25 protein-coding genes (1 of these 25 only partly in view) are annotated in these 18,838 nt (G+C 40.9%); 23 read left to right on the top strand and 2 right to left on the bottom strand.

Going from position 1 to position 18,838, the window contains the following annotated elements; translation table 11 throughout:
- Positions 1–7 precede the first annotated feature (7 nt).
- From rplR to rpsI, 18 genes are all read left to right on the top strand, one after another.
- Positions 8–367 (top strand): 50S ribosomal protein L18, encoded by a 360-nt coding sequence (gene rplR / locus MKY51_RS17280; protein WP_339174375.1) that lies wholly within the window; start codon positions 8–10, stop codon positions 365–367.
- A 21-nt stretch (positions 368–388) separates the two neighbouring features.
- Entirely contained in the window at positions 389–889 is a 501-nt protein-coding gene (rpsE, locus tag MKY51_RS17275; RefSeq protein WP_008406937.1) for a 30S ribosomal protein S5, read from the top strand.
- An 11-nt stretch (positions 890–900) separates the two neighbouring features.
- Complete coding sequence (gene rpmD, locus MKY51_RS17270; protein ID WP_339176669.1) at positions 901–1,083, top strand: 50S ribosomal protein L30; 183 nt, start codon at positions 901–903, stop codon at positions 1,081–1,083.
- Positions 1,084–1,116: 33 nt separating this feature from the next.
- The gene (rplO, locus tag MKY51_RS17265) at positions 1,117–1,557 is read left to right on the top strand and encodes a 50S ribosomal protein L15 (protein WP_008406935.1); all 441 of its coding nucleotides are present in this window, start codon (positions 1,117–1,119) and stop codon (positions 1,555–1,557) included.
- Positions 1,557–2,852, top strand: coding sequence for a preprotein translocase subunit SecY (gene secY, locus MKY51_RS17260; RefSeq protein ID WP_339174370.1), 1,296 nt, complete (start codon positions 1,557–1,559; stop codon positions 2,850–2,852). The genes rplO and secY overlap by 1 nt, the downstream gene beginning before the upstream one ends.
- A 62-nt stretch (positions 2,853–2,914) precedes the next feature.
- Positions 2,915–3,568, top strand: a complete 654-nt coding sequence (locus MKY51_RS17255) for an adenylate kinase (protein WP_079523477.1) — start codon at positions 2,915–2,917, stop codon at positions 3,566–3,568.
- A gap of 413 nt (positions 3,569–3,981) precedes the next feature.
- Entirely contained in the window at positions 3,982–4,200 is a 219-nt protein-coding gene (gene infA / locus MKY51_RS17250; protein WP_008406932.1) for a translation initiation factor IF-1, read from the top strand.
- Positions 4,201–4,237: 37 nt separating this feature from the next.
- Positions 4,238–4,351 (top strand): 50S ribosomal protein L36, encoded by a 114-nt coding sequence (gene rpmJ, locus MKY51_RS17245; RefSeq protein ID WP_000868344.1) that lies wholly within the window; start codon positions 4,238–4,240, stop codon positions 4,349–4,351.
- 24 nt (positions 4,352–4,375) lie between these two features.
- Positions 4,376–4,741, top strand: a complete 366-nt coding sequence (gene rpsM, locus MKY51_RS17240; RefSeq protein ID WP_008406720.1) for a 30S ribosomal protein S13 — start codon at positions 4,376–4,378, stop codon at positions 4,739–4,741.
- Between the two features lie 26 nt (positions 4,742–4,767).
- The gene (rpsK, locus tag MKY51_RS17235) at positions 4,768–5,157 is read left to right on the top strand and encodes a 30S ribosomal protein S11 (RefSeq protein ID WP_008406718.1); all 390 of its coding nucleotides are present in this window, start codon (positions 4,768–4,770) and stop codon (positions 5,155–5,157) included.
- 145 nt (positions 5,158–5,302) lie between these two features.
- Positions 5,303–6,247: a DNA-directed RNA polymerase subunit alpha gene (locus MKY51_RS17230; protein WP_008406717.1), complete on the top strand. Its 945-nt coding sequence runs from the start codon at positions 5,303–5,305 to the stop codon at positions 6,245–6,247.
- Positions 6,248–6,303: 56 nt separating this feature from the next.
- Entirely contained in the window at positions 6,304–6,681 is a 378-nt protein-coding gene (gene rplQ, locus MKY51_RS17225; protein ID WP_339174364.1) for a 50S ribosomal protein L17, read from the top strand.
- A gap of 445 nt (positions 6,682–7,126) precedes the next feature.
- On the top strand, positions 7,127–7,972 hold the full coding sequence (locus MKY51_RS17220) for an energy-coupling factor ABC transporter ATP-binding protein (protein ID WP_339174361.1): 846 nt from the start codon (positions 7,127–7,129) through the stop codon (positions 7,970–7,972).
- On the top strand, positions 7,948–8,820 hold the full coding sequence (locus MKY51_RS17215) for an energy-coupling factor ABC transporter ATP-binding protein (RefSeq protein WP_339174359.1): 873 nt from the start codon (positions 7,948–7,950) through the stop codon (positions 8,818–8,820). The genes MKY51_RS17220 and MKY51_RS17215 overlap by 25 nt, the downstream gene beginning before the upstream one ends.
- A complete protein-coding gene (locus MKY51_RS17210) occupies positions 8,817–9,614 on the top strand; it encodes an energy-coupling factor transporter transmembrane protein EcfT (protein ID WP_339174357.1) in 798 nt (265 codons plus the stop codon). The genes MKY51_RS17215 and MKY51_RS17210 overlap by 4 nt, the downstream gene beginning before the upstream one ends.
- Before the next feature lie 12 nt (positions 9,615–9,626).
- Entirely contained in the window at positions 9,627–10,376 is a 750-nt protein-coding gene (truA, locus tag MKY51_RS17205; RefSeq protein ID WP_339174354.1) for a tRNA pseudouridine(38-40) synthase TruA, read from the top strand.
- 232 nt (positions 10,377–10,608) lie between these two features.
- Positions 10,609–11,046 carry a 50S ribosomal protein L13 gene (gene rplM / locus MKY51_RS17200; RefSeq protein ID WP_191701173.1) on the top strand — a complete coding sequence of 146 codons (438 nt, stop codon included), beginning with the start codon at positions 10,609–10,611 and terminating at the stop codon, positions 11,044–11,046.
- Between the two features lie 29 nt (positions 11,047–11,075).
- Entirely contained in the window at positions 11,076–11,468 is a 393-nt protein-coding gene (gene rpsI / locus MKY51_RS17195; protein ID WP_251690844.1) for a 30S ribosomal protein S9, read from the top strand.
- Between the two features lie 69 nt (positions 11,469–11,537).
- On the opposite strand, the gene MKY51_RS17190 is transcribed toward rpsI, so the two are convergent.
- Positions 11,538–12,575 (bottom strand): C45 family peptidase, encoded by a 1,038-nt coding sequence (locus MKY51_RS17190; protein ID WP_339174351.1) that lies wholly within the window; start codon positions 12,573–12,575, stop codon positions 11,538–11,540.
- Between the two features lie 166 nt (positions 12,576–12,741).
- Between MKY51_RS17190 and MKY51_RS17185 the strand changes: the two genes are divergently transcribed.
- The 5 genes from MKY51_RS17185 (at position 12,742) to MKY51_RS17165 (ending at position 18,500) form a co-directional block, all read left to right on the top strand.
- On the top strand, positions 12,742–13,026 hold the full coding sequence (locus MKY51_RS17185) for a 2-keto-3-deoxygluconate kinase (RefSeq protein ID WP_339174350.1): 285 nt from the start codon (positions 12,742–12,744) through the stop codon (positions 13,024–13,026).
- A gap of 32 nt (positions 13,027–13,058) precedes the next feature.
- Positions 13,059–14,798: an ABC transporter ATP-binding protein gene (locus MKY51_RS17180; RefSeq protein WP_339174347.1), complete on the top strand. Its 1,740-nt coding sequence runs from the start codon at positions 13,059–13,061 to the stop codon at positions 14,796–14,798.
- A gap of 25 nt (positions 14,799–14,823) precedes the next feature.
- Entirely contained in the window at positions 14,824–16,599 is a 1,776-nt protein-coding gene (locus tag MKY51_RS17175; protein WP_339176668.1) for an ABC transporter ATP-binding protein, read from the top strand.
- Positions 16,600–16,657: 58 nt separating this feature from the next.
- Positions 16,658–17,371, top strand: coding sequence for an N-acetylmuramoyl-L-alanine amidase (locus MKY51_RS17170; protein ID WP_339174344.1), 714 nt, complete (start codon positions 16,658–16,660; stop codon positions 17,369–17,371).
- Between the two features lie 73 nt (positions 17,372–17,444).
- Positions 17,445–18,500 (top strand): P-loop NTPase, encoded by a 1,056-nt coding sequence (locus MKY51_RS17165; protein WP_339174343.1) that lies wholly within the window; start codon positions 17,445–17,447, stop codon positions 18,498–18,500.
- Between the two features lie 45 nt (positions 18,501–18,545).
- On the opposite strand, the gene gerD is transcribed toward MKY51_RS17165, so the two are convergent.
- Positions 18,546–18,838: the end of a spore germination lipoprotein GerD gene (gerD, locus tag MKY51_RS17160; protein ID WP_339174339.1), read on the bottom strand. 319 nt of this gene lie beyond the right edge of the window; the window shows 293 of its 612 coding nt (coding positions 320–612); its start codon lies beyond the right edge, outside the window; the stop codon is at positions 18,546–18,548.

Genomic DNA, 18,838 nt, shown 5'->3' with positions numbered 1-18,838 from the left:
GACCACTGTGATTACGAAACAAGATAAAAATCAAGTTCGTAAAAAACGTCATGGGCGTGTTCGTTCTAAAATTTCGGGTACTGCACAACGTCCACGTTTAAACGTATTCCGTTCTAACAAGAACATCTATGCACAACTAATCGATGACGTAGCTGGCGTAACTTTAGTTTCTGCTAATACTCAAGAAAAAGCTTTCGAAGGTATGGGCTCAAACGTAGAAGCTGCTGCTAAAATCGGTGAAACAATCGCTAAACGCGCTGCTGAAAAAAATATTACTACAGTAGTATTTGACCGTAGCGGTTACTTATATCACGGACGTGTAAAAGCTTTAGCTGAAGCTGCACGTGAAAACGGCTTAGAATTTTAATAAGAAGGAGGGACATACTTCATGAGTCGCATTGACGCAAACAAATTAGAACTTGAAGAACGCGTAGTTACAATTAACCGTGTTGCTAAAGTTGTTAAAGGTGGTCGTCGCTTCCGCTTCTCTGCTCTAGTAGTAGTAGGAGATAAAAATGGTCATGTAGGATTTGGTACTGGTAAAGCCCAAGAGGTTCCAGATGCAATCCGTAAGGCTGTTGAAGACGCGAAGAAAAACTTAATCGAAGTACCACGCGTGGGTGGAACTACTCCACACTTAGTGCAAGGTCGCTTCGGTGCAGGTTCAATCTTAATCAAACCTGCAGCTCCTGGTACAGGAGTTATCGCTGGTGGTCCAGTACGTGCTGTACTTGAACTTGCTGGTATTACTGATATTCTTTCAAAATCTCTTGGTTCAAACACACCAATCAACATGGTGCGTGCAACTGTAGCAGGTTTAACTGAATTAAAACGTGTAGAAGAAGTTGCAAAACTACGCGGTAAATCAGTGGAAGAGTTATTAGGATAAGGGGGGGAATTATAATGGCTAAATTACAAATTACCCTTAATAAATCTGTCATTGGTACTAAACCTAACCAACGTAAAGTTGTTGAGGCATTAGGATTACGTAAAGTAAACCAAACTGTGGAACAAGCTGATAACGCTGCAATCCGCGGTATGATTACAAAAGTAGCTCACTTAGTTACTGTTAAAGAAATTTAATTTCAATTATACGAACAAGGAGGTGCCACCCAAATGAAACTTCATGAGTTAAAACCAGCAGAAGGTTCACGTAAAGTACGTAACCGCGTTGGTCGTGGTATCGGTTCTGGTAACGGTAAAACTTCTGGTAAAGGTCATAAAGGTCAAAACGCTCGTTCTGGCGGCGGCGTTCGCCCAGGATTTGAGGGGGGTCAAAACCCACTTTTCCGTCGTTTACCTAAACGTGGCTTTACGAACATTAACCGTAAAGAATACGCTATCGTTAACCTTGACGCGTTAAACCGTTTTGAAGATGGTGCAGAAGTAACACCTGCATTATTATTAGAAACTGGTATCGTGAGCAACGAAAAAGCTGGAATCAAAATTCTAGGTCATGGAACGTTAAGCGTTAAGCTTAATGTTAAGGCTCACAAATTCTCAGCTTCTGCAAAAGAAGCAATTGAGAACGCTGGCGGAACAACTGAGGTGATCTAATGTTTCAGACAATCTCTAACTTTATGCGCGTTCGAGATATACGAAATAAAATCATCTTCACACTTTTAATGTTAATCATTTTTCGTATCGGGACATTCATCCCGGTACCAAATGTTAACGCAGATGTATTAAAGGCAACTGATGAGTTCAGCTTAGTAGGTTTCCTTAATACGTTTGGCGGTGGTGCATTGGCAAACTTCTCGATCTTTGCGATGGGGATTATGCCGTACATCACAGCCTCAATCATTGTCCAGTTACTTCAAATGGATGTTGTTCCTAAGTTTGCAGAATGGGCGAAACAAGGTGATGTAGGTCGACGCAAGTTGGCTCAATTCACTCGTTACTTCACGATTGTATTAGCATTCATTCAATCTTTCGCAATGAGCTTTGGGTTTAACCAATTTTATGGCGGATCATTGATTACGGATACTAGTATTCAATCATACTTAACGATTTCAATCGTATTAACTGCAGGTACAGCTTTCCTATTGTGGTTATCTGAACAAGTTACTGCATATGGTGTTGGTAATGGTATTTCAATCATTATCTTCGCTGGTATCGTAGCTGCGATTCCTAACGCAGTAAACCAAATCTATGCACAACAAATTGATGGAGCGGGCGATCAATTGTTTATCAATATTGCCATTCTAGTTCTATTAGTTCTAGTGCTGCTTGCTGTTGTCGTTGGAGTTATTTATATTCAACAAGCGTTGCGTAAAATTCCAATTCAATATGCAAAACGAGTTGCTGGGAATTCACCTAAAGTTGGTGCACAGCAAACGCATTTACCGTTAAAAGTAAATGCTGCAGGGGTTATTCCGGTAATCTTTGCGGTTGCGTTTATTGTTACACCTCAAACTTTAGCAACTTTCTTTGGAGATAATAATGTAACAGCGTTTATTACGAACACGTTTGACTATACTAAACCTGTTGGTATGTTAATCTATGTTGCTTTAATTATCGCCTTCACATACTTCTATGCATTCATTCAGGTGAATCCGGAAAATGTGGCAGACAACTTGAAAAAGCAAGGTGCTTATATCCCGGGTATCCGCCCAGGTAATGACACTCAAGCTTACTTAACAAAAGTTCTTTATCGTTTGACATTAGTTGGAGCTTTATTCTTAGTAGTTATTTCTGTAATGCCGATTTTATTCATTAACTTCATGAACCTGCCAGCTTCGGCTCAAATCGGGGGAACAAGTATGATTATCGTAGTCGGTGTTGCTCTTGAAACAATGAAACAGTTAGAGTCTCAATTAGTGAAGCGTCATTATAAAGGCTTTATGAAATAATGCAGGTTTAGGAAACATTCTCGTTTCCTTACCGGCTTATGCTATAAAGGGGAGTATTACGTATGAATATCGTTTTAATGGGTCTTCCAGGTGCCGGTAAAGGTACTCAGGCTGACAAAATTGTTGAGAAGTACGCAATCCCTCATATTTCTACAGGCGATATGTTCCGTGCCGCTATTAAAGAAGGTACAGAATTAGGTTTACAGGCCAAATCATTTATGGATCAAGGTGCATTAGTACCCGATGAAGTAACGATTGGTATTGTTCGTGAACGTCTTTCACAACCAGACTGCGAAAAAGGTTTCTTATTAGATGGATTCCCACGTACGGTTCCTCAAGCTGAAGCTTTAGATAGCATCCTTGAAGAATTAGGGCGCCCAGTTGAGCATACAATTAATGTTCAAGTTGAAAAAGAAGAGTTAATCGCACGTTTAAGTGGTCGTCGTATTTGTAAGACTTGTGGTACATCATATCATTTAGTGTTTAACCCACCAAAAGTGGATGGCATTTGTGATAAGGATGGCGGCGAGTTATACACGCGTGCAGATGATAATCCTGAAACTGTTACAAACCGTCTGGAAGTAAATATGAACCAAGCACAACCTTTACTTGATTTCTACGAAGCAAAGGGAGTACTTACAAATATTAATGGACAGCAAGAAATTTCAAAAGTATTTGCTGATCTTGATGCTCTATTGCAGGGCAGCCGCAGCTGATATCCGTCCGGGCGCTAGACAGCTTCCGCGGTAGTCATGCGGAGGCAACAACGAAACATAATTTTTTGAGAGTTGCAAAAGCATATTGTGCCCGGTATATACTATAAAGGTTGAGCACTAAATTAGTGTGATGACATCTTTGTAACGTATAATGGGTTTCGTGGAAGCATCTGTGTAACGGGTATGAATCTCTCATCAAGACATTCCGGCTATCGTGTTAACATAAGGATGCGGTTCCTTATAGGATACTGTTTCCATGGATTGTGTGAAGCGAAACCAGACGAGCGTCTTATTCTACATCTCTCATGCAATCCAAACCATATGTTGAAACGAGTTGCTTCTTAATTAGGAGAAACAGTTGCAAGAGCTCGCATGAGTTTTTTGATATAAGCATATAGAAGGGAGTCGAGAAGATGGCGAAAGACGATGTAATTGAAGTCGAAGGGACAGTTCTTGAGACTTTGCCAAACGCGATGTTTAAGGTAGAATTAGAAAATGGGCACACTGTGCTTGCACACGTATCTGGAAAGATCCGTATGCACTTTATCCGTATCCTACCTGGAGATAAGGTTACTATTGAGTTATCTCCTTATGATTTAACTCGCGGTCGTATCACATACCGTTTTAAATAATCTTTTGCACTCCGGACTATTAAGGAGGTTAGGTTAGATGAAAGTGAGACCATCTGTGAAACCGATCTGCGAAAAATGTAAAGTAATTCGCCGACGCGGTAAAGTAATGGTAATCTGTGAAAATCCTAAACACAAACAAAAACAAGGATAATTAATCAAGGAGGTGCACTAACGAATGGCACGTATTGCTGGTGTTGATATTCCTCGCGACAAACGCGTTGTAATTTCATTAACATACATTTACGGTATTGGTAAAACTACTTCTCAAAAAGTATTAGCAGGTGCAGGTATTGACGAAAATACTCGCGTTAAAGACTTAACAGAAGATCAATTAAACCAAATCCGTGAACAATTAGATTCATACAAAACTGAAGGTGACTTACGTCGTGAAGTTTCTTTAAACATCAAACGTTTAATGGAGATTGCTTCTAACCGTGGTATCCGTCACCGTCGTGGTTTACCTGTTCGTGGTCAAAATACGAAAAACAATGCGCGTACGCGTAAAGGTCCACGTAAGACTGTAGCGAACAAGAAAAAATAATTAAGTAAAGGAGGTTCCTTCTTAACATGGCTCGTAAACAACAAACTCGTAAACGTCGTGTGAAAAAGAACATCGAATCTGGTGTTGCTCACATCCGTTCTACATTCAACAATACAATCGTAACGATCACTGATATGCAAGGTAACGCATTATCTTGGTCTTCAGCTGGTGCTTTAGGTTTCCGTGGTTCACGTAAATCAACTCCATTCGCAGCTCAAATGGCTGCTGAAACAGCTGCAAAAACTTCAATGGAACATGGTTTAAAAAACATTGAAGTAACAGTTAAAGGTCCTGGTTCAGGTCGTGAAGCTGCAGTACGTGCACTTCAAGCTGCTGGATTAGAAGTAACTGCTATTAAAGACGTTACTCCAGTTCCTCATAACGGTTGCCGTCCGCCAAAACGTCGTCGTGTGTAATGGGTGCAGCTTAGAAGTATAATTACTTCTACGTACATCATGTTACTTTGTACAAAAGTCTTGTGCATTTTATAGTCTAACTTAGATTAACAACTATGATGATAAGAACCTATACATTAGATGTTTTGAAGGAGGGTAAATTGGAATGATCGAAATTGAAAAACCAAAGATTGAAACAGTGGAGATTAGCGAAGATGCCAAATACGGCAAGTTTGTTGTAGAACCGCTTGAACGTGGTTATGGTAATACTTTGGGGAATTCTCTACGTCGTATCCTTCTGTCTTCATTACCTGGAGCTGCTGTTACGTCAATTCAAATTGACGGCGTATTACACGAATTCTCAACTGTAGAAGGCGTTGTAGAAGATGTCGCTTCGATTATCTTAAACGTGAAAAAGCTAGCTTTAAAAATCTACTCTGACGAAGAAAAAGTTATTGAGATTGATGTAAAAGGTGACGGAACGGTTACTGCAGCTGACATTACACATGACAGTGATGTAGAAATTTTAAACCCAGATCTATATATCGCAACAATCGCTAAGAACGGTCATTTACGTATGCGTATGTACGCACAACGTGGCCGTGGTTATACTCCTGCTGATCAAAACAAACGTGAGGATCTTCCTATCGGCGTGATCCCGATCGACTCTATTTACACTCCAGTTTCACGCGTCAACTTCCAAGTAGAGAACACTCGTGTTGGACAAAACTCTGACTACGACAAGTTATCACTTGATGTATGGACAGATGGAAGCATCGGTCCTAAAGAGGCGATTTCACTTGGAGCGAAAATTTTAACTGAACACTTAAATATCTTCGTTGGCATGACGAACGAGGCACAAACTGCTGAAATCATGGTCGAAAAAGAAGAAGACCAAAAAGAAAAAGTATTAGAGATGACTATCGAAGAACTTGATCTTTCTGTTCGTTCTTACAACTGCTTGAAGCGTGCTGGTATCAATACGGTACTAGAATTAGCTAACAAGTCAGAAGACGATATGATGAAAGTACGTAATCTTGGTCGTAAGTCTCTTGAAGAAGTTAAGCATAAGTTAGAAGAGCTTGGTTTAGGATTACGTAAAGAAGACTAAGCGAAAAATTATAAAATTTAGCTAGATCAGATATATTTAAAAGGAGGGAAACGTCCATGGGTTACAGAAAACTTGGTCGTACAAGTTCTCAACGTAAAGCATTATTACGCGACTTAGCTACTGATTTAATCATCAACGAGCGCATCGAAACTACTGAAGCGCGCGCTAAAGAAACTCGTAAAGCTGTTGAGAAAATGATTACTTTAGGTAAACGCGGAGATTTACACGCTCGTCGTCAGGCAGCATCATTCATCCGTCGTGAGCTAGTAACAGTTGGAGAAGGCGAAGAAGAAAAAACTGTTTTCGCACTTCAAAAATTATTTGACGATATCGCACCTCGTTATGCGGAGCGTCAAGGTGGTTACACTCGTATTCTTAAAGTAGGTCCTCGTCGTGGAGACGGCGCACCAGTAGTAATTATCGAATTAGTTTAATTCTTAATAACATACAGGTGGAAAAGGGGTGTCCGGTTCACCGGTTGAACCCGCACCCCTTTTTTATATAAACAAAATTGATTTATACGACATAATAAAGCTGAGCGTTATGATGAGCGGAGTATTTTATATACTGGCGTCTCGTTTAGCTCTCCGCACCTCATTCAACGAATTTTCGGGCTTGAGCACCCGTAAATTTTGTAAATGTAACGACAAGCGCATTTCTCTGAATGAGGTGCGCGCTTTTTTATTTATGGAATGAAGGGTTGAGCCCCTAAATTCCCTATACATATGCAAACATAAAGTACGTTTAAATAGGTGGCCGTTCGCGCAAAACTTGTTTGAAAACGTGCTTTATTTTTATATAGGTATCATTTCCTGGGAAATTCAAATTAACAATATAATATGTCATACTTAAGCGAAGCAGAGGGGAGATTAGCTGCGTATGAGTGAAATTTTATCATTTAATCAAGTAACCTATTCATATACACCGGAAGAACCTCAAACTCGAAATGCGGTAGAGGATGTTTCCTTTGTCATTAACAAAGGGGAATGGATTACGATTGTCGGTCATAACGGCTCCGGAAAATCAACGATGGCCAAATTGATGAGTGGTCTTCTAATACCACAGCATGGCGAAGTCCGTATTAAACGTGAGCTTCTTACAGAAGAGAATATATGGGATATTCGTTCGCAGATAGGTATTGTCTTTCAAAATCCGGACAATCAGTTTGTCGGGGCGACTGTGCAGGATGATGTTGCTTTCTCGCTTGAAAACAACGGTGTCCCGCATGAAGAGATGGTTAAACGTGTGCACAATGCCCTCAGACAAGTGAAGATGGAAGAGTTTATCAACCACGAGCCACATCATTTATCAGGCGGACAGAAGCAGCGTGTCGCTATTGCAGGAGCATTGGCAATGCATCCGCAAATATTAATATTGGATGAAGCAACATCTATGCTGGATCCTCAAGGCCGTGAAGAAGTGTTAACAATCGTGGAAGCACTGCGAAAAGAAATTGGACTTACGGTATTGGCGATCACACATGATCTTGAAGAAGCTTTACTGGCAGACCGCATTATTTTTATGAATGCCGGCAAAAAATACGCTGAAGGAACGCCTGAGGAGATTTTTGCATTGGGTGATGAACTTGTACAGTTTGGTTTGGATATGCCGTTTGCGATGAAAATGACGAAGCTGCTACAGGCACAAGGTGTACATCTTGTAGGACAACATATGACAGAAGAAGAGCTGGTGAATGACTTATGGACATCCAACTTCAACAAGTAAGCTATGCCTATGCAAAAGGCACACCATTTGAAAAGAAAGCTTTACATGAGGTTGACTTAACAATTAAAAGTGGAACATTTCAGGCGATTATCGGACATACAGGATCAGGGAAATCAACAATTCTCCTGCACTTTAACGGATTGTTAAAACCTTCGAGCGGTACCGTGAAAATCGGAGACCGATTGATTGAAGCAGGAAAAAAGGCAAAAGACTTAAAGACAGTGCGTCAAAAGGTAGGCATCGTGTTTCAGTTTCCTGAGCACCAGCTTTTTGAAGAGACTGTATTAAAGGACATTATGTTTGGCCCGATGAATTTTGGGGTGTCTGAGGAAGAAGCGGAAAAACGGGCGCGTGAGCTAATCTTATTAGTAGGATTGCCGGAAGAAATACTGGACAAATCCCCATTTGACCTATCTGGTGGTCAAATGCGCCGTGTCGCCATTGCAGGAGTACTGGCAATGGACCCTGAAGTAATCGTTTTGGATGAGCCAACAGCGGGTCTTGATCCACGTGGTCAAAAAGAAATTATGGACTTATTTTATAAGCTACATAAAGAGCGCGGTTTAACAACGATACTCGTTACACATAGTATGGAGGATGCGGCACGCTATGCAGATGCTGTTGCAATAATGCATGAAGGACGCTGTGTGTTGACCGGAGATCCGCGTGCAATTTTCAGCGATCGTCAAACACTTGCCCAATTTCGTCTGGAGCCGCCACGTATTGTTCGCTTTCAGCATCAGGTCGAGAAGATGATGGGGAAACCATTGGCGAAAGTATGCTTAACTGAAGAAGAGCTTGCCGTGGAAATTGGACAGGTAATTCCAAAGGGGCGTGAACAGCAATGATGGAAAAAATGATATTTGGGCGCTATATACCAGGAAATTCATTTGTGCATAAGCTGGATCCGCGTTCAAAGCTGCTTTTTGTTTTTGCCTTTATTATCGTTGTCTTTTTTGCCAATAATGCAGTAACCTATGCGCTGCTTTTGGCGTTTACATTACTCGTTATTCTACTTTCGAGAATCCGCCTTTATTTTCTAATCAACGGTTTAAAACCCGTCATATTTTTAATGCTCTTTACTTTGATTTTGCATTTGTTTATGACGAAGGAAGGGCCTGTATTAGTTGATCTTGGCTTTATGAAAATATACGAAGAAGGTTTACGACAAGGGATGTTCATATCAATGCGCTTTTTAATGCTCGTATTTATGACATCAATCTTAACGTTAACGACTTCTCCTATTTCAATTACGGACGGTCTGGAAGTACTGCTCAATCCATTTAAAAAGCTGAAGCTGCCTGTACATGAACTTGCATTAATGATGTCGATTTCTTTACGTTTCATACCAACATTAATGGATGAGACGGATAAAATAATGAAAGCGCAGATGGCCCGTGGTTCGGATTTAAGTGCAGGACCGATTAAAGATCGTCTCAAGGCAGTTGTACCGTTGTTAGTACCGCTCTTTGTCAGTGCATTTAAACGTGCAGAAGATTTAGCGACTGCGATGGAAGTGCGAGGCTACCGCGGAGGCGAAGGACGTACAAAATACCGTCAGTTAAAATGGATGGGAAGAGATACGGCTATTTTAGTCATACTTGTATTATTAGGCGTCCTTTTATGGATGCTGCGCAGTTAGAGGAGTAAAAACATGGTGAGATTAAAAGCAACGATTAGCTATGACGGTACAGGATTTGCCGGATATCAGGTGCAGCCGGGTGAGCGCACAGTACAGCTTGAAATCGAAAAAGTATTAACAAAAATGCATAAAGGGACACACGTAAAAATTACAGCGAGCGGCCGTACAGATGCGCGTGTCCATGCAACAGGCCAGGTAATACATTTTGATACAGCTCTTGCGATTCCCTCTGATAAATATCAAAAAGCATTAAATGTCCAATTGCCGCGTGATATTCGTGTACTTCATATGGAACAGGTAAGGGAAGACTTCCATGCACGCTATGATGTATCTGGCAAGCGTTACCGCTATATTTGGGATTGCCGCGCTGTTCAAAGCCCGTTTAGAAGACATTACGCAGTCGAAACAGGCGGAGTGAAGCCGAATGTAGAAGCGATGCGTGAAGCAGCCCAAGCAATTGTCGGGACACATGACTTCAGTTGCTTTTGCGCGGCAAATACGAGTGTAGTGGATAAAGTGCGTACGGTTGAAGCACTGGAGCTTGCCTGGCATGGGGAAGAGCTGCATATGACCATCAGCGGCAACGGCTTTTTATACAATATGGTACGGATCATTGCAGGGACATTGTGGGAAGTGGGCATCGGAAAAAGGGAAGCAGCGTCACTGGAAAAGGCAATCGCTTCAATGGACCGTGCACAAGCAGGTAAAACAGCACCAGCACATGGTCTGTATTTGGAACAAGTTTTTTATCAAGATTTATAAAAATTTATTTGAAAAAATTTTCCTCTTCACTATAAAAACCTAGAGAAATCGGCTTGTGAAAAGGGTTAACAACCTCTCCAGGTGTTCAATTAAATATCTTGACTTTAAACGCGATCCAGTATATGATGATGTATGGTATTTTCATTACCACCACAATAATAAGCCCCGAAACTTATAAAAGTGTATATAATGAAAAATAACGGTAATTCATATCGATTAGGAGGATACAAACATGCGCACAACTTTCATGGCTAAAGGTCAAGAAGTAGAACGTAAATGGTTAGTAGTTGACGCAGAAGGCCAAACGTTAGGTCGTTTAGCTTCTGAAGTAGCTTCTATCTTACGCGGTAAACATAAACCAACATTCACACCAAACGTTGATACAGGAGATCATGTGATCATCATCAACGCTGATAAAATTGAGTTAACAGGTAACAAATTACAAAAGAAAATTTACTACCGTCACACTCAATTCGCTGGTGGTTTAAAACAACGTACAGCTGGTGAAATGAAGGAAAAATACCCAACTCAAATGCTTGAGTTAGCAATTAAAGGTATGCTTCCAAAGAACTCTTTAGGTCGTCAAATGTTCACTAAATTGAACGTTTACACTGGTTCTGAACATCCACATGCTGCACAAAAACCAGAAGCTTACGAGTTACGTGGTTAATCAATAAACTATAATAGGAGGAAATAACTTTGGCACAAGTACAATATATCGGCACAGGTCGCCGTAAAAGCTCAACTGCTCGCGTACGTTTAGTACCAGGCGAAGGTAAAGTAGTAATCAACAACCGTGATGTTTCAGATTACCTACCATACGAAACTTTACACTTAATTATCAACCAACCATTAGTAGCTACAGAAACTAAAGGTTCATATGACGTTCACGTTAACGTAAACGGTGGTGGATTCACAGGTCAAGCTGGAGCAATCCGTCACGGTATCGCACGTGCATTATTACAAGTTGATCCAGACTTCCGCCCAGCTTTAAAATCAGCGGGTCTATTAACTCGTGATTCACGTATGAAAGAACGTAAAAAACCAGGTCTACGCGGCGCTCGTCGTGCACCTCAGTTCTCAAAACGTTAATCTATACGATTATTATTTTGCGAAACTACAAAACCCTTTCTTGGAATTATCCGAGAAAGGGTTTTTTCTTTATTCATTTGCAAAGCCGTTTGTCGCATGAAGTTTTCCTTTAATTTTTGAAAGAGGCAAATGAGTACCGCTTAGCCACGATTTAAAATCAATCACTACAGGCAGTGCATCGCCACCTAAAGCAAAAATACATTTCCCTTCACCCGGTAAATAGCCAACCGTATGGAGAGTCCCATCCCATGCACCGTATTTTGTCGCAAAGACGCCATTTTCGATACCATTCAATAATGTATATGCCTTTTCAAAACTAAGTGGATTTGCCTGGGCACTCGAAATAATATGTTCACGCGCTAAGGAATCTTCTGTTCGGTACCGGTTTTCTTCTGTCAGCACTTTAAAGTGATTCGTACAGGCTGCTGCGTCGCGCACGGCCACATTGCGCGGAGATGCTTCTACTGCCACCATCGTTTGCTTCGCATCCAGTAATACATAATTAAATGAATGCTTATGGGGAATATCTTTTAACAGTGAAATGCCCTCTTCAACAGTTGCGCAACGTTCAAGTAAAAGACGCGCAATCATATTGCACACAAAGCCATCCACACTGTTTTTCGTATTGACAAAGTTATAACCGACGACAAGTCCTTTTTCATTCATTCCATCCATACGACCTGTAATTTGCATTGAAGGACCGAGTGCCGCGTAGCCGCCATCAGTTGGAGCATATAGCACAAAGCGTCCATCATAGCTTTTAGGGTCATTATCATAGTTGCGGATCATATAAGAAGGACTTGTCGTAATCGAGCAGCCACTTTTTCTGTGTGCGGCATAATAGCCTCCATAATGGAGTAAAGCCTGTTCTTCTGTATAACCAAGTGTATAAGCGAGACCTTCAATTTCTTCTATTATTCCTGGAGCGAAACGGGCTAATAGTTGATTAACATATGATTTATCTATAGAAAATCTATGATCCAGTTGTTTATAAAGTTCTTCTCTATTAGAAAGAAGCGGAGAGTTCTTTAAAAGCTCTCCCTGATATATACCAAACTCATAATGCGATCCTCTAAATTGTATAATATCGCTCGTCACGTTTTTCAATTTTATGTACCCCTTTAATGAAACTGTTTGTTTAATAGTAACGATATTTAAAGAGCAAACAAAATAAAACGGTTTGAAAAAAGTTCTTCTCCTGAGCACTTTACCGGGAGTATTACTTTTGTATACAATAGTATACGATAGTATTCAAAAGAGATAGGTGATAAATTTGAGATCAGAAGGTAGAGGGAGACACCGAGGAGAAGGAGAACATAGTATTCGCCGTCCAAAGGGTGCCCAAACTTTCCGTCGTGGGCGTGCATTGGAGTTTTACCGTCAACTCGAAATGAAACGTTCAACTTTGAAACAACAGCTGGAGTCTACGGAATTGCAGTCGATTCATTCTGTCATTGCAGGAGAACTGAAAGCGACCGAAGCGATTATGAATGATTTTGTAGGGTTGTTCCAATTAAATGAACTGTTGGAAGAAACAAAGCCAACAGAAGAGGATTAAATTTTCACAACATAAGGAAGTGAACTTGTTTAATGCAAGCAGTATGGAAACTCTCAAAATATATTAAGCCATATATATTATTTGCGATCATCGCTCCCGTAATGATGGTTATTGAGGTAAGCATGGATTTACTGCAGCCTACAATATTACAGCATATTATCGACGATGGGATTGCTCAAAATGATACGTCATATATTGTGAAAATGTTTGGCTTAATGATAGCGACATCTTTAATCGGTTTAATCGGAGGTGTAGGGTGTTCGATTTATGCGTCACGGACGGCTGTTAACTTTTCAACCGATCTACGTCACGATTTATATGAAACGATTACGTATTTTTCAAATAGCAGTAAAGATAAATTTACGCTCGGAAAGCTTGTTACAAATTTAACGAGTGATATGGAAATGCTTCAGCGTGCACTGACAATGTTATTAAAAATATTTGTCCGTGGACCGATGATGTTTATCGGGGCCATTGTCATTGTCTTTATTACAGCCCGCGAATTATTTCCGATTTTGTTGGTCGTTGTGCCGATTTTGGCATTTTGCATGTACTACTTTACGGCACTATCAGGCAAGCTTTTTCATAAAGTGCAAAAGGTTGTCGATGTAGTAAATACGAAAGTCCAGGAAAACTTGGCAGGTATTCGGGTCATTAAGGCTTACAACCGGAAAAATCATCAGATCGAGCAGTTTACCGGAGTAAATACACAACTGATGAAGCGCAGTATGGCAGCTGATCAAATTATAGGCGTACTTGCACCGCTTACGATGTTTGTCGTGAACTTAGGTATAGTAGCAGCACTTTGGATGGGTGCGATCAAAGTAGATAACAATACGTTACAAGTTGGGGTTATTCTGGCCTTTATCAACTATTTAATGATGGTCATGCAGGGGCTGATGAGTTCTTCGATGGTACTTGTACAGCTGGCACGTGCGATACCAAGCGCGGGGCGAATCGTAGAAGTGCTGGAAGAGACAACAGACTTAACGAGTCCTTCAGTACCAGAGCTGAAAGAGATTCAAGGAAGAATCAGTTTTGAAGATGTAAGCTTCTCCTATTTAAAAGAAACAGAATCGGTATTGAAAAATATTAGGTTCGACGTGAATGCGGGAGAAACCCTCGGCATTATCGGAATGACAGGAAGCGGGAAATCGACATTAGTTAAAATGATTCCACGCCTGTTTGATCCTGACAGTGGTGTAGTAAAAATTGACGGGCTACCGATCGGGAACTATTCATTGGAACATTTACGCCAGTCAATCGGTTTTGCGCCACAAAAAGCTACACTGTTTTCGAAAACGATTGCCGACAACTTACGCTACGGCAAACCCGGTGCAACTACAGAGGAAATTTTGCAGGCATTACAATCAGCAAACGCCAAGGAGTTTGTCGATAAACTGGATGCAGGCACAGACCACTTGCTCACACAAGGGGCAACAAACTTGTCAGGCGGGCAAAAGCAGCGTTTGGCAATGGCGCGGTCATTTATCCGTAAACCAAGTATTTTGATTTTGGATGATGTGACAAGTGCGGTTGACAGTATTTCTGAAAAAACGATTCAACGGGCAATTGAAGAACAATTTAGTAATGCCACAAAAGTGATTGTCTCATCTAAAATCTCTTCAATTCGTCATGCCGATCAAATACTCGTAATGGATGACGGAAAAATTGCCGCAGCAGGGACACATGAGCAATTATTGCAGGAAAGTCCATTATACCAAGAGATGGCGAAAACACAGGCAGAAAAAGGGGTGACCTTAAGTGAATAAACATCAAGGGGAACCGCCTACACCAATGAGGCATCCAGGTGGTCGCTTTACAGGTCCGGTTGTGAAGCCGAAAAATCAAAAAGAAACACTGCTGCGTATTTGGAGCTATTTACGCATACAAAAGGTAGAACTGATCAGTGTTGTCATTTTCGTTATTATTAGTACATTGCTAAGCTTAGTCGGCCCATTTCTAATCGGGAAAACAATCGATGATTATATTGTGAAGCTCGATGTTCCAGGTGCGATTCGGATGGCCCTTATTTTAGCCGGCGTCTATATCGCGTCATCGTTACTGACATGGCTTCAAACCTTTGTCATGATTCGTGTTTCACAAAAGACAATTCGCAGGTTGCGACAACAACTGTTTGAACAGTATCAGTCATTGCCGCTCGCCTTTTACGACAAAAGACAGCAGGGCGATTTAATGAGCCGGATGACAAATGACATCGAAAATTTAAATGCCGCTTTGTCACAGAGTGTCATTCAAATCGTTTCAAGTTTCTTAACGATTGTCGGAACGGCCTTTGCCCTCTTTTATTTAGATTGGCGTTTAGCGCTTGTTACGCTCATTATTATTCCGCTCATCGTTTATGCGACAAAGCAGATTATTAAACGAAGCAGTGTAAACTATAAGGCACGTCAACGGGATTTGGGCAATTTAAATGGGTATATTGAAGAAACCATTTCAAACGCGGATATTATTACGCTTTTCGGTCAGGAAAAATCAACGCTTGCTGAGTTTAAAGAGACCAATGAGCGATTGCGCGGTTCGGCAATGCGAGCCGATATAATTTCCGGCTTCATGGGTCCAATCAATAACTTCATGAACAATTTAGGTTTAAGTCTTGTAATAGGCGCCGGTGCAATCATGGCAGTAACAAGCGGACTAACAATCGGTGTAATCGCATCATTTGTTACGTATACCCGACAGTTTTTCCGACCGATCAATCAGCTATCGAACTTGCTCAATACGTTCCAATCGGCTATTGCTGGTTCTGAACGTGTTTTTGAAGTGCTGGATGAAGCAAAAGAAGTAGCGGATATTGAAAATGCAAAAGCTAAGAAACAGTTTAGTGGAAATGTTAAGTTCGAAAACGTTCAGTTTGCTTATGAAACGGGCAAGACAGTATTACACGGAATCGATTTTGAAGCAAAAGCAGGAGAGACAATTGCCATTGTTGGTCCGACTGGTTCAGGGAAGACGACAATCATTCAGCTGTTAACCCGCTTTTATGATGCGACAGGTGGCCGGATCTTATTGGACGGTGAACCAATTCAACATTATAAGATGTCGAATGTGCGAGATCATGTCGGAGTCGTACTGCAGGATACATACCTGTTTTCAGGAACAGTACGTGAAAATATCCGTTTCGGTAAGCTCGATGCAACAGATGATGAGGTTGAACAGGCAGCAAAAATTGCATATGCACATAATTTTATCAAGTATTTGCCTGAGCAGTACGATACTGTACTGACAAGCGGGGGCTTAAATTTAAGTCAGGGGCAGCGTCAGCTTATAGCGATTGCCCGCGCAATTCTAGAAGATCCCGACATCTTAATCTTGGATGAAGCAACTTCAAGTGTTGATACAATGACAGAAGTGCATATTCAAAAAGGCTTGAACAATTTGATGGAAGGGCGTACGAGCTTTGTGATTGCACACCGTCTTAAAACGATTGAAAATGCAGACCAGATCCTTGTCATTAAAGATGGGCAGATTTTAGAACAAGGAACTCATGACTCTTTAATGAATGAACAAGGTTTTTATGCAACATTACAGCGTCAGCTTTTGTCTCAATGATAAGGTGAATATTCCACCGTCCTTTTGCGTATAGTAGGCAAAAAGGACGGTGTTTTTTTTGAGACGTTGGCTTGCACTCATATTCGTAATTTTTTGTTCGATGCTTGTCGTTGTATATGAAACGAACGCATCCGACCGGCGATTTTTTTTACCCGAGCCATTAGGTGGGGTAAAAATTGTATTAGATGCTGGTCATGGAGGAGTTGATGGTGGTGCTTCAAATGGAGAGGTGATCGAAAAAGATGTGACATTGGCAATTACAAAAAAAGTAGCTCGTCAATTGACACGTTTGGGAGCAGAGGTAGTATTAACACGTTCCACAGATGGGGATGTACTGAGTGAACATGCACCAAGTAAGACATTTCCAACACTTCGTGAGCGTAAAAAACAGGACATTTTTTTACGTGAAACGTTAGTAGAATCACATGAACCGGATCTATTCATTACGATTCATGCAAATGCAATACCAAATAGCAAGTGGAGAGGCGCCCAAGTGTTTTACCATCAGACTGGACATGAAAAAAGTGCGGCACTTGCACAGGCAGTTCAGCAATCAATTCGAGAGACGATGGAAAATACGGAACGCGAAGCACTGGCAATTAAAAATGTTTATTTATTAAAGAAAATTGAAAAACCGGCTGTATTAGTTGAAACAGGTTTTTTAAGTAATGAGGAAGAGCGTGATTTGCTGGCAAATGACAGCTATCAGGAAAAAATGGCATTTGCAATTGCACGTGGCATTGAAAATTATATTCACGTAAAATACGAGTAGGCAACATGTAATAACAATACGAATCGATTATGATATACTAACAAATGTAATTTCATTCAGGGGAGTGTTTGATATGTTAAATGAGGAACAAGTCCGAGAACTATTAGGAGAACTACAAGATCCGTTTTTACATAAATCACTAGCAGAAACAAAAGGTGTAACAAACGTTTCGATTAAAGCAGAAAAAGCGCATGTGAGTGTTCGTATTGCAATCGCAAAAACTAATACGCCTGAACAAATGACACTTCAAATGAAAATTGTTGAAGTGTTAAAGGAAAATGGCGCAGCTTCAGTTGGAATTCGTTTTGAAGAGCTGCCGGCAGAAGTACTGCAGTCATTCCGTGGACAAGCGACGGAATCGGAAGCACAAGATATTTTATCACCATTATCAAGCGTACAATTTATTTCAATTGCATCAGGTAAAGGCGGAGTAGGGAAATCTACGGTATCTGTAAATATGGCAGTTGCACTAGCTCGCCTAGGCAAAAAAGTCGGTTTAATTGATGCTGATATTTATGGTTTCTCTGTACCGGACATGATGGGTGTTACAGAAATGCCGGTCGTAAAAGATGACCGTATTTACCCAGTAGAACGTCTTGGTGTAAAAGTTATCTCTATGGGATTCTTCGTTGAAAACAATGCACCAATCGTTTGGCGCGGACCGATGCTTGGAAAAGTATTGGACCAGTTCTTCCGTGATGTAGAGTGGGGCGATTTAGACTACTTACTATTGGATTTACCACCAGGAACAGGTGACGTAGCTCTGGATATTCACCAAATGCTGCCGTCTTCAAAAGAGATTGTTGTAACAACACCTCACCCGACAGCCGCTTTCGTAGCAGCCCGTGCAGGTGCGATGGCATTACAGACAAATCATGAAATCCTTGGTGTTATTGAGAATATGGCTTGGTATGAAAGCAAATCAGGGGAAAAAGAATTCGTATTTGGTCAAGGTGGCGGTCCAAAGCTGGCTGATGAACTGCGCACAAAATTACTTGGTCAAATTCCGTTAGGACAACCAGATTGGACAGAGGAAGATTTTGCGCCATCTATCTATGCAGAAAGTCACCCGACAGGTAAAATCTATTTGCAAATCGCTGAAGAAATCATTTCAGAGTTAAAAAAATAAAAAAAGAACAACCAGTTGTCCCGATTGAGACGACTGGTTGTTTTTTTATGATTCTCCACCACTTTCTTTACCGCCGCCGCTTTCCTTCTCAGAGCCGGATCCCGATTCAGATCCCGATTCTTTTTCGGATGAAGCTTCACCGCTCTTCTTAATAAGATCCTGCCATTTTGTTTGCATAAGCGGATTTTCGATTGTTTCCATTACGATTTTTTCCAGCTCTTTTCGCATGACGGCACCTTTCATTATACTTTCGAGCTGCTTTTGCATATCCGGCTGGCCGAAGAAAGATGTTAAAGCTTCTTGGTAACTGGCGTCGTTCAGTAGGTTTTTCATTAATT

It is taken from the genome of Solibacillus sp. FSL R5-0691, from assembly GCF_037974225.1.
Classification (GTDB): domain Bacteria; phylum Bacillota; class Bacilli; order Bacillales_A; family Planococcaceae; genus Solibacillus.
This window is presented reverse-complemented; position numbering and strand designations above follow the sequence as displayed.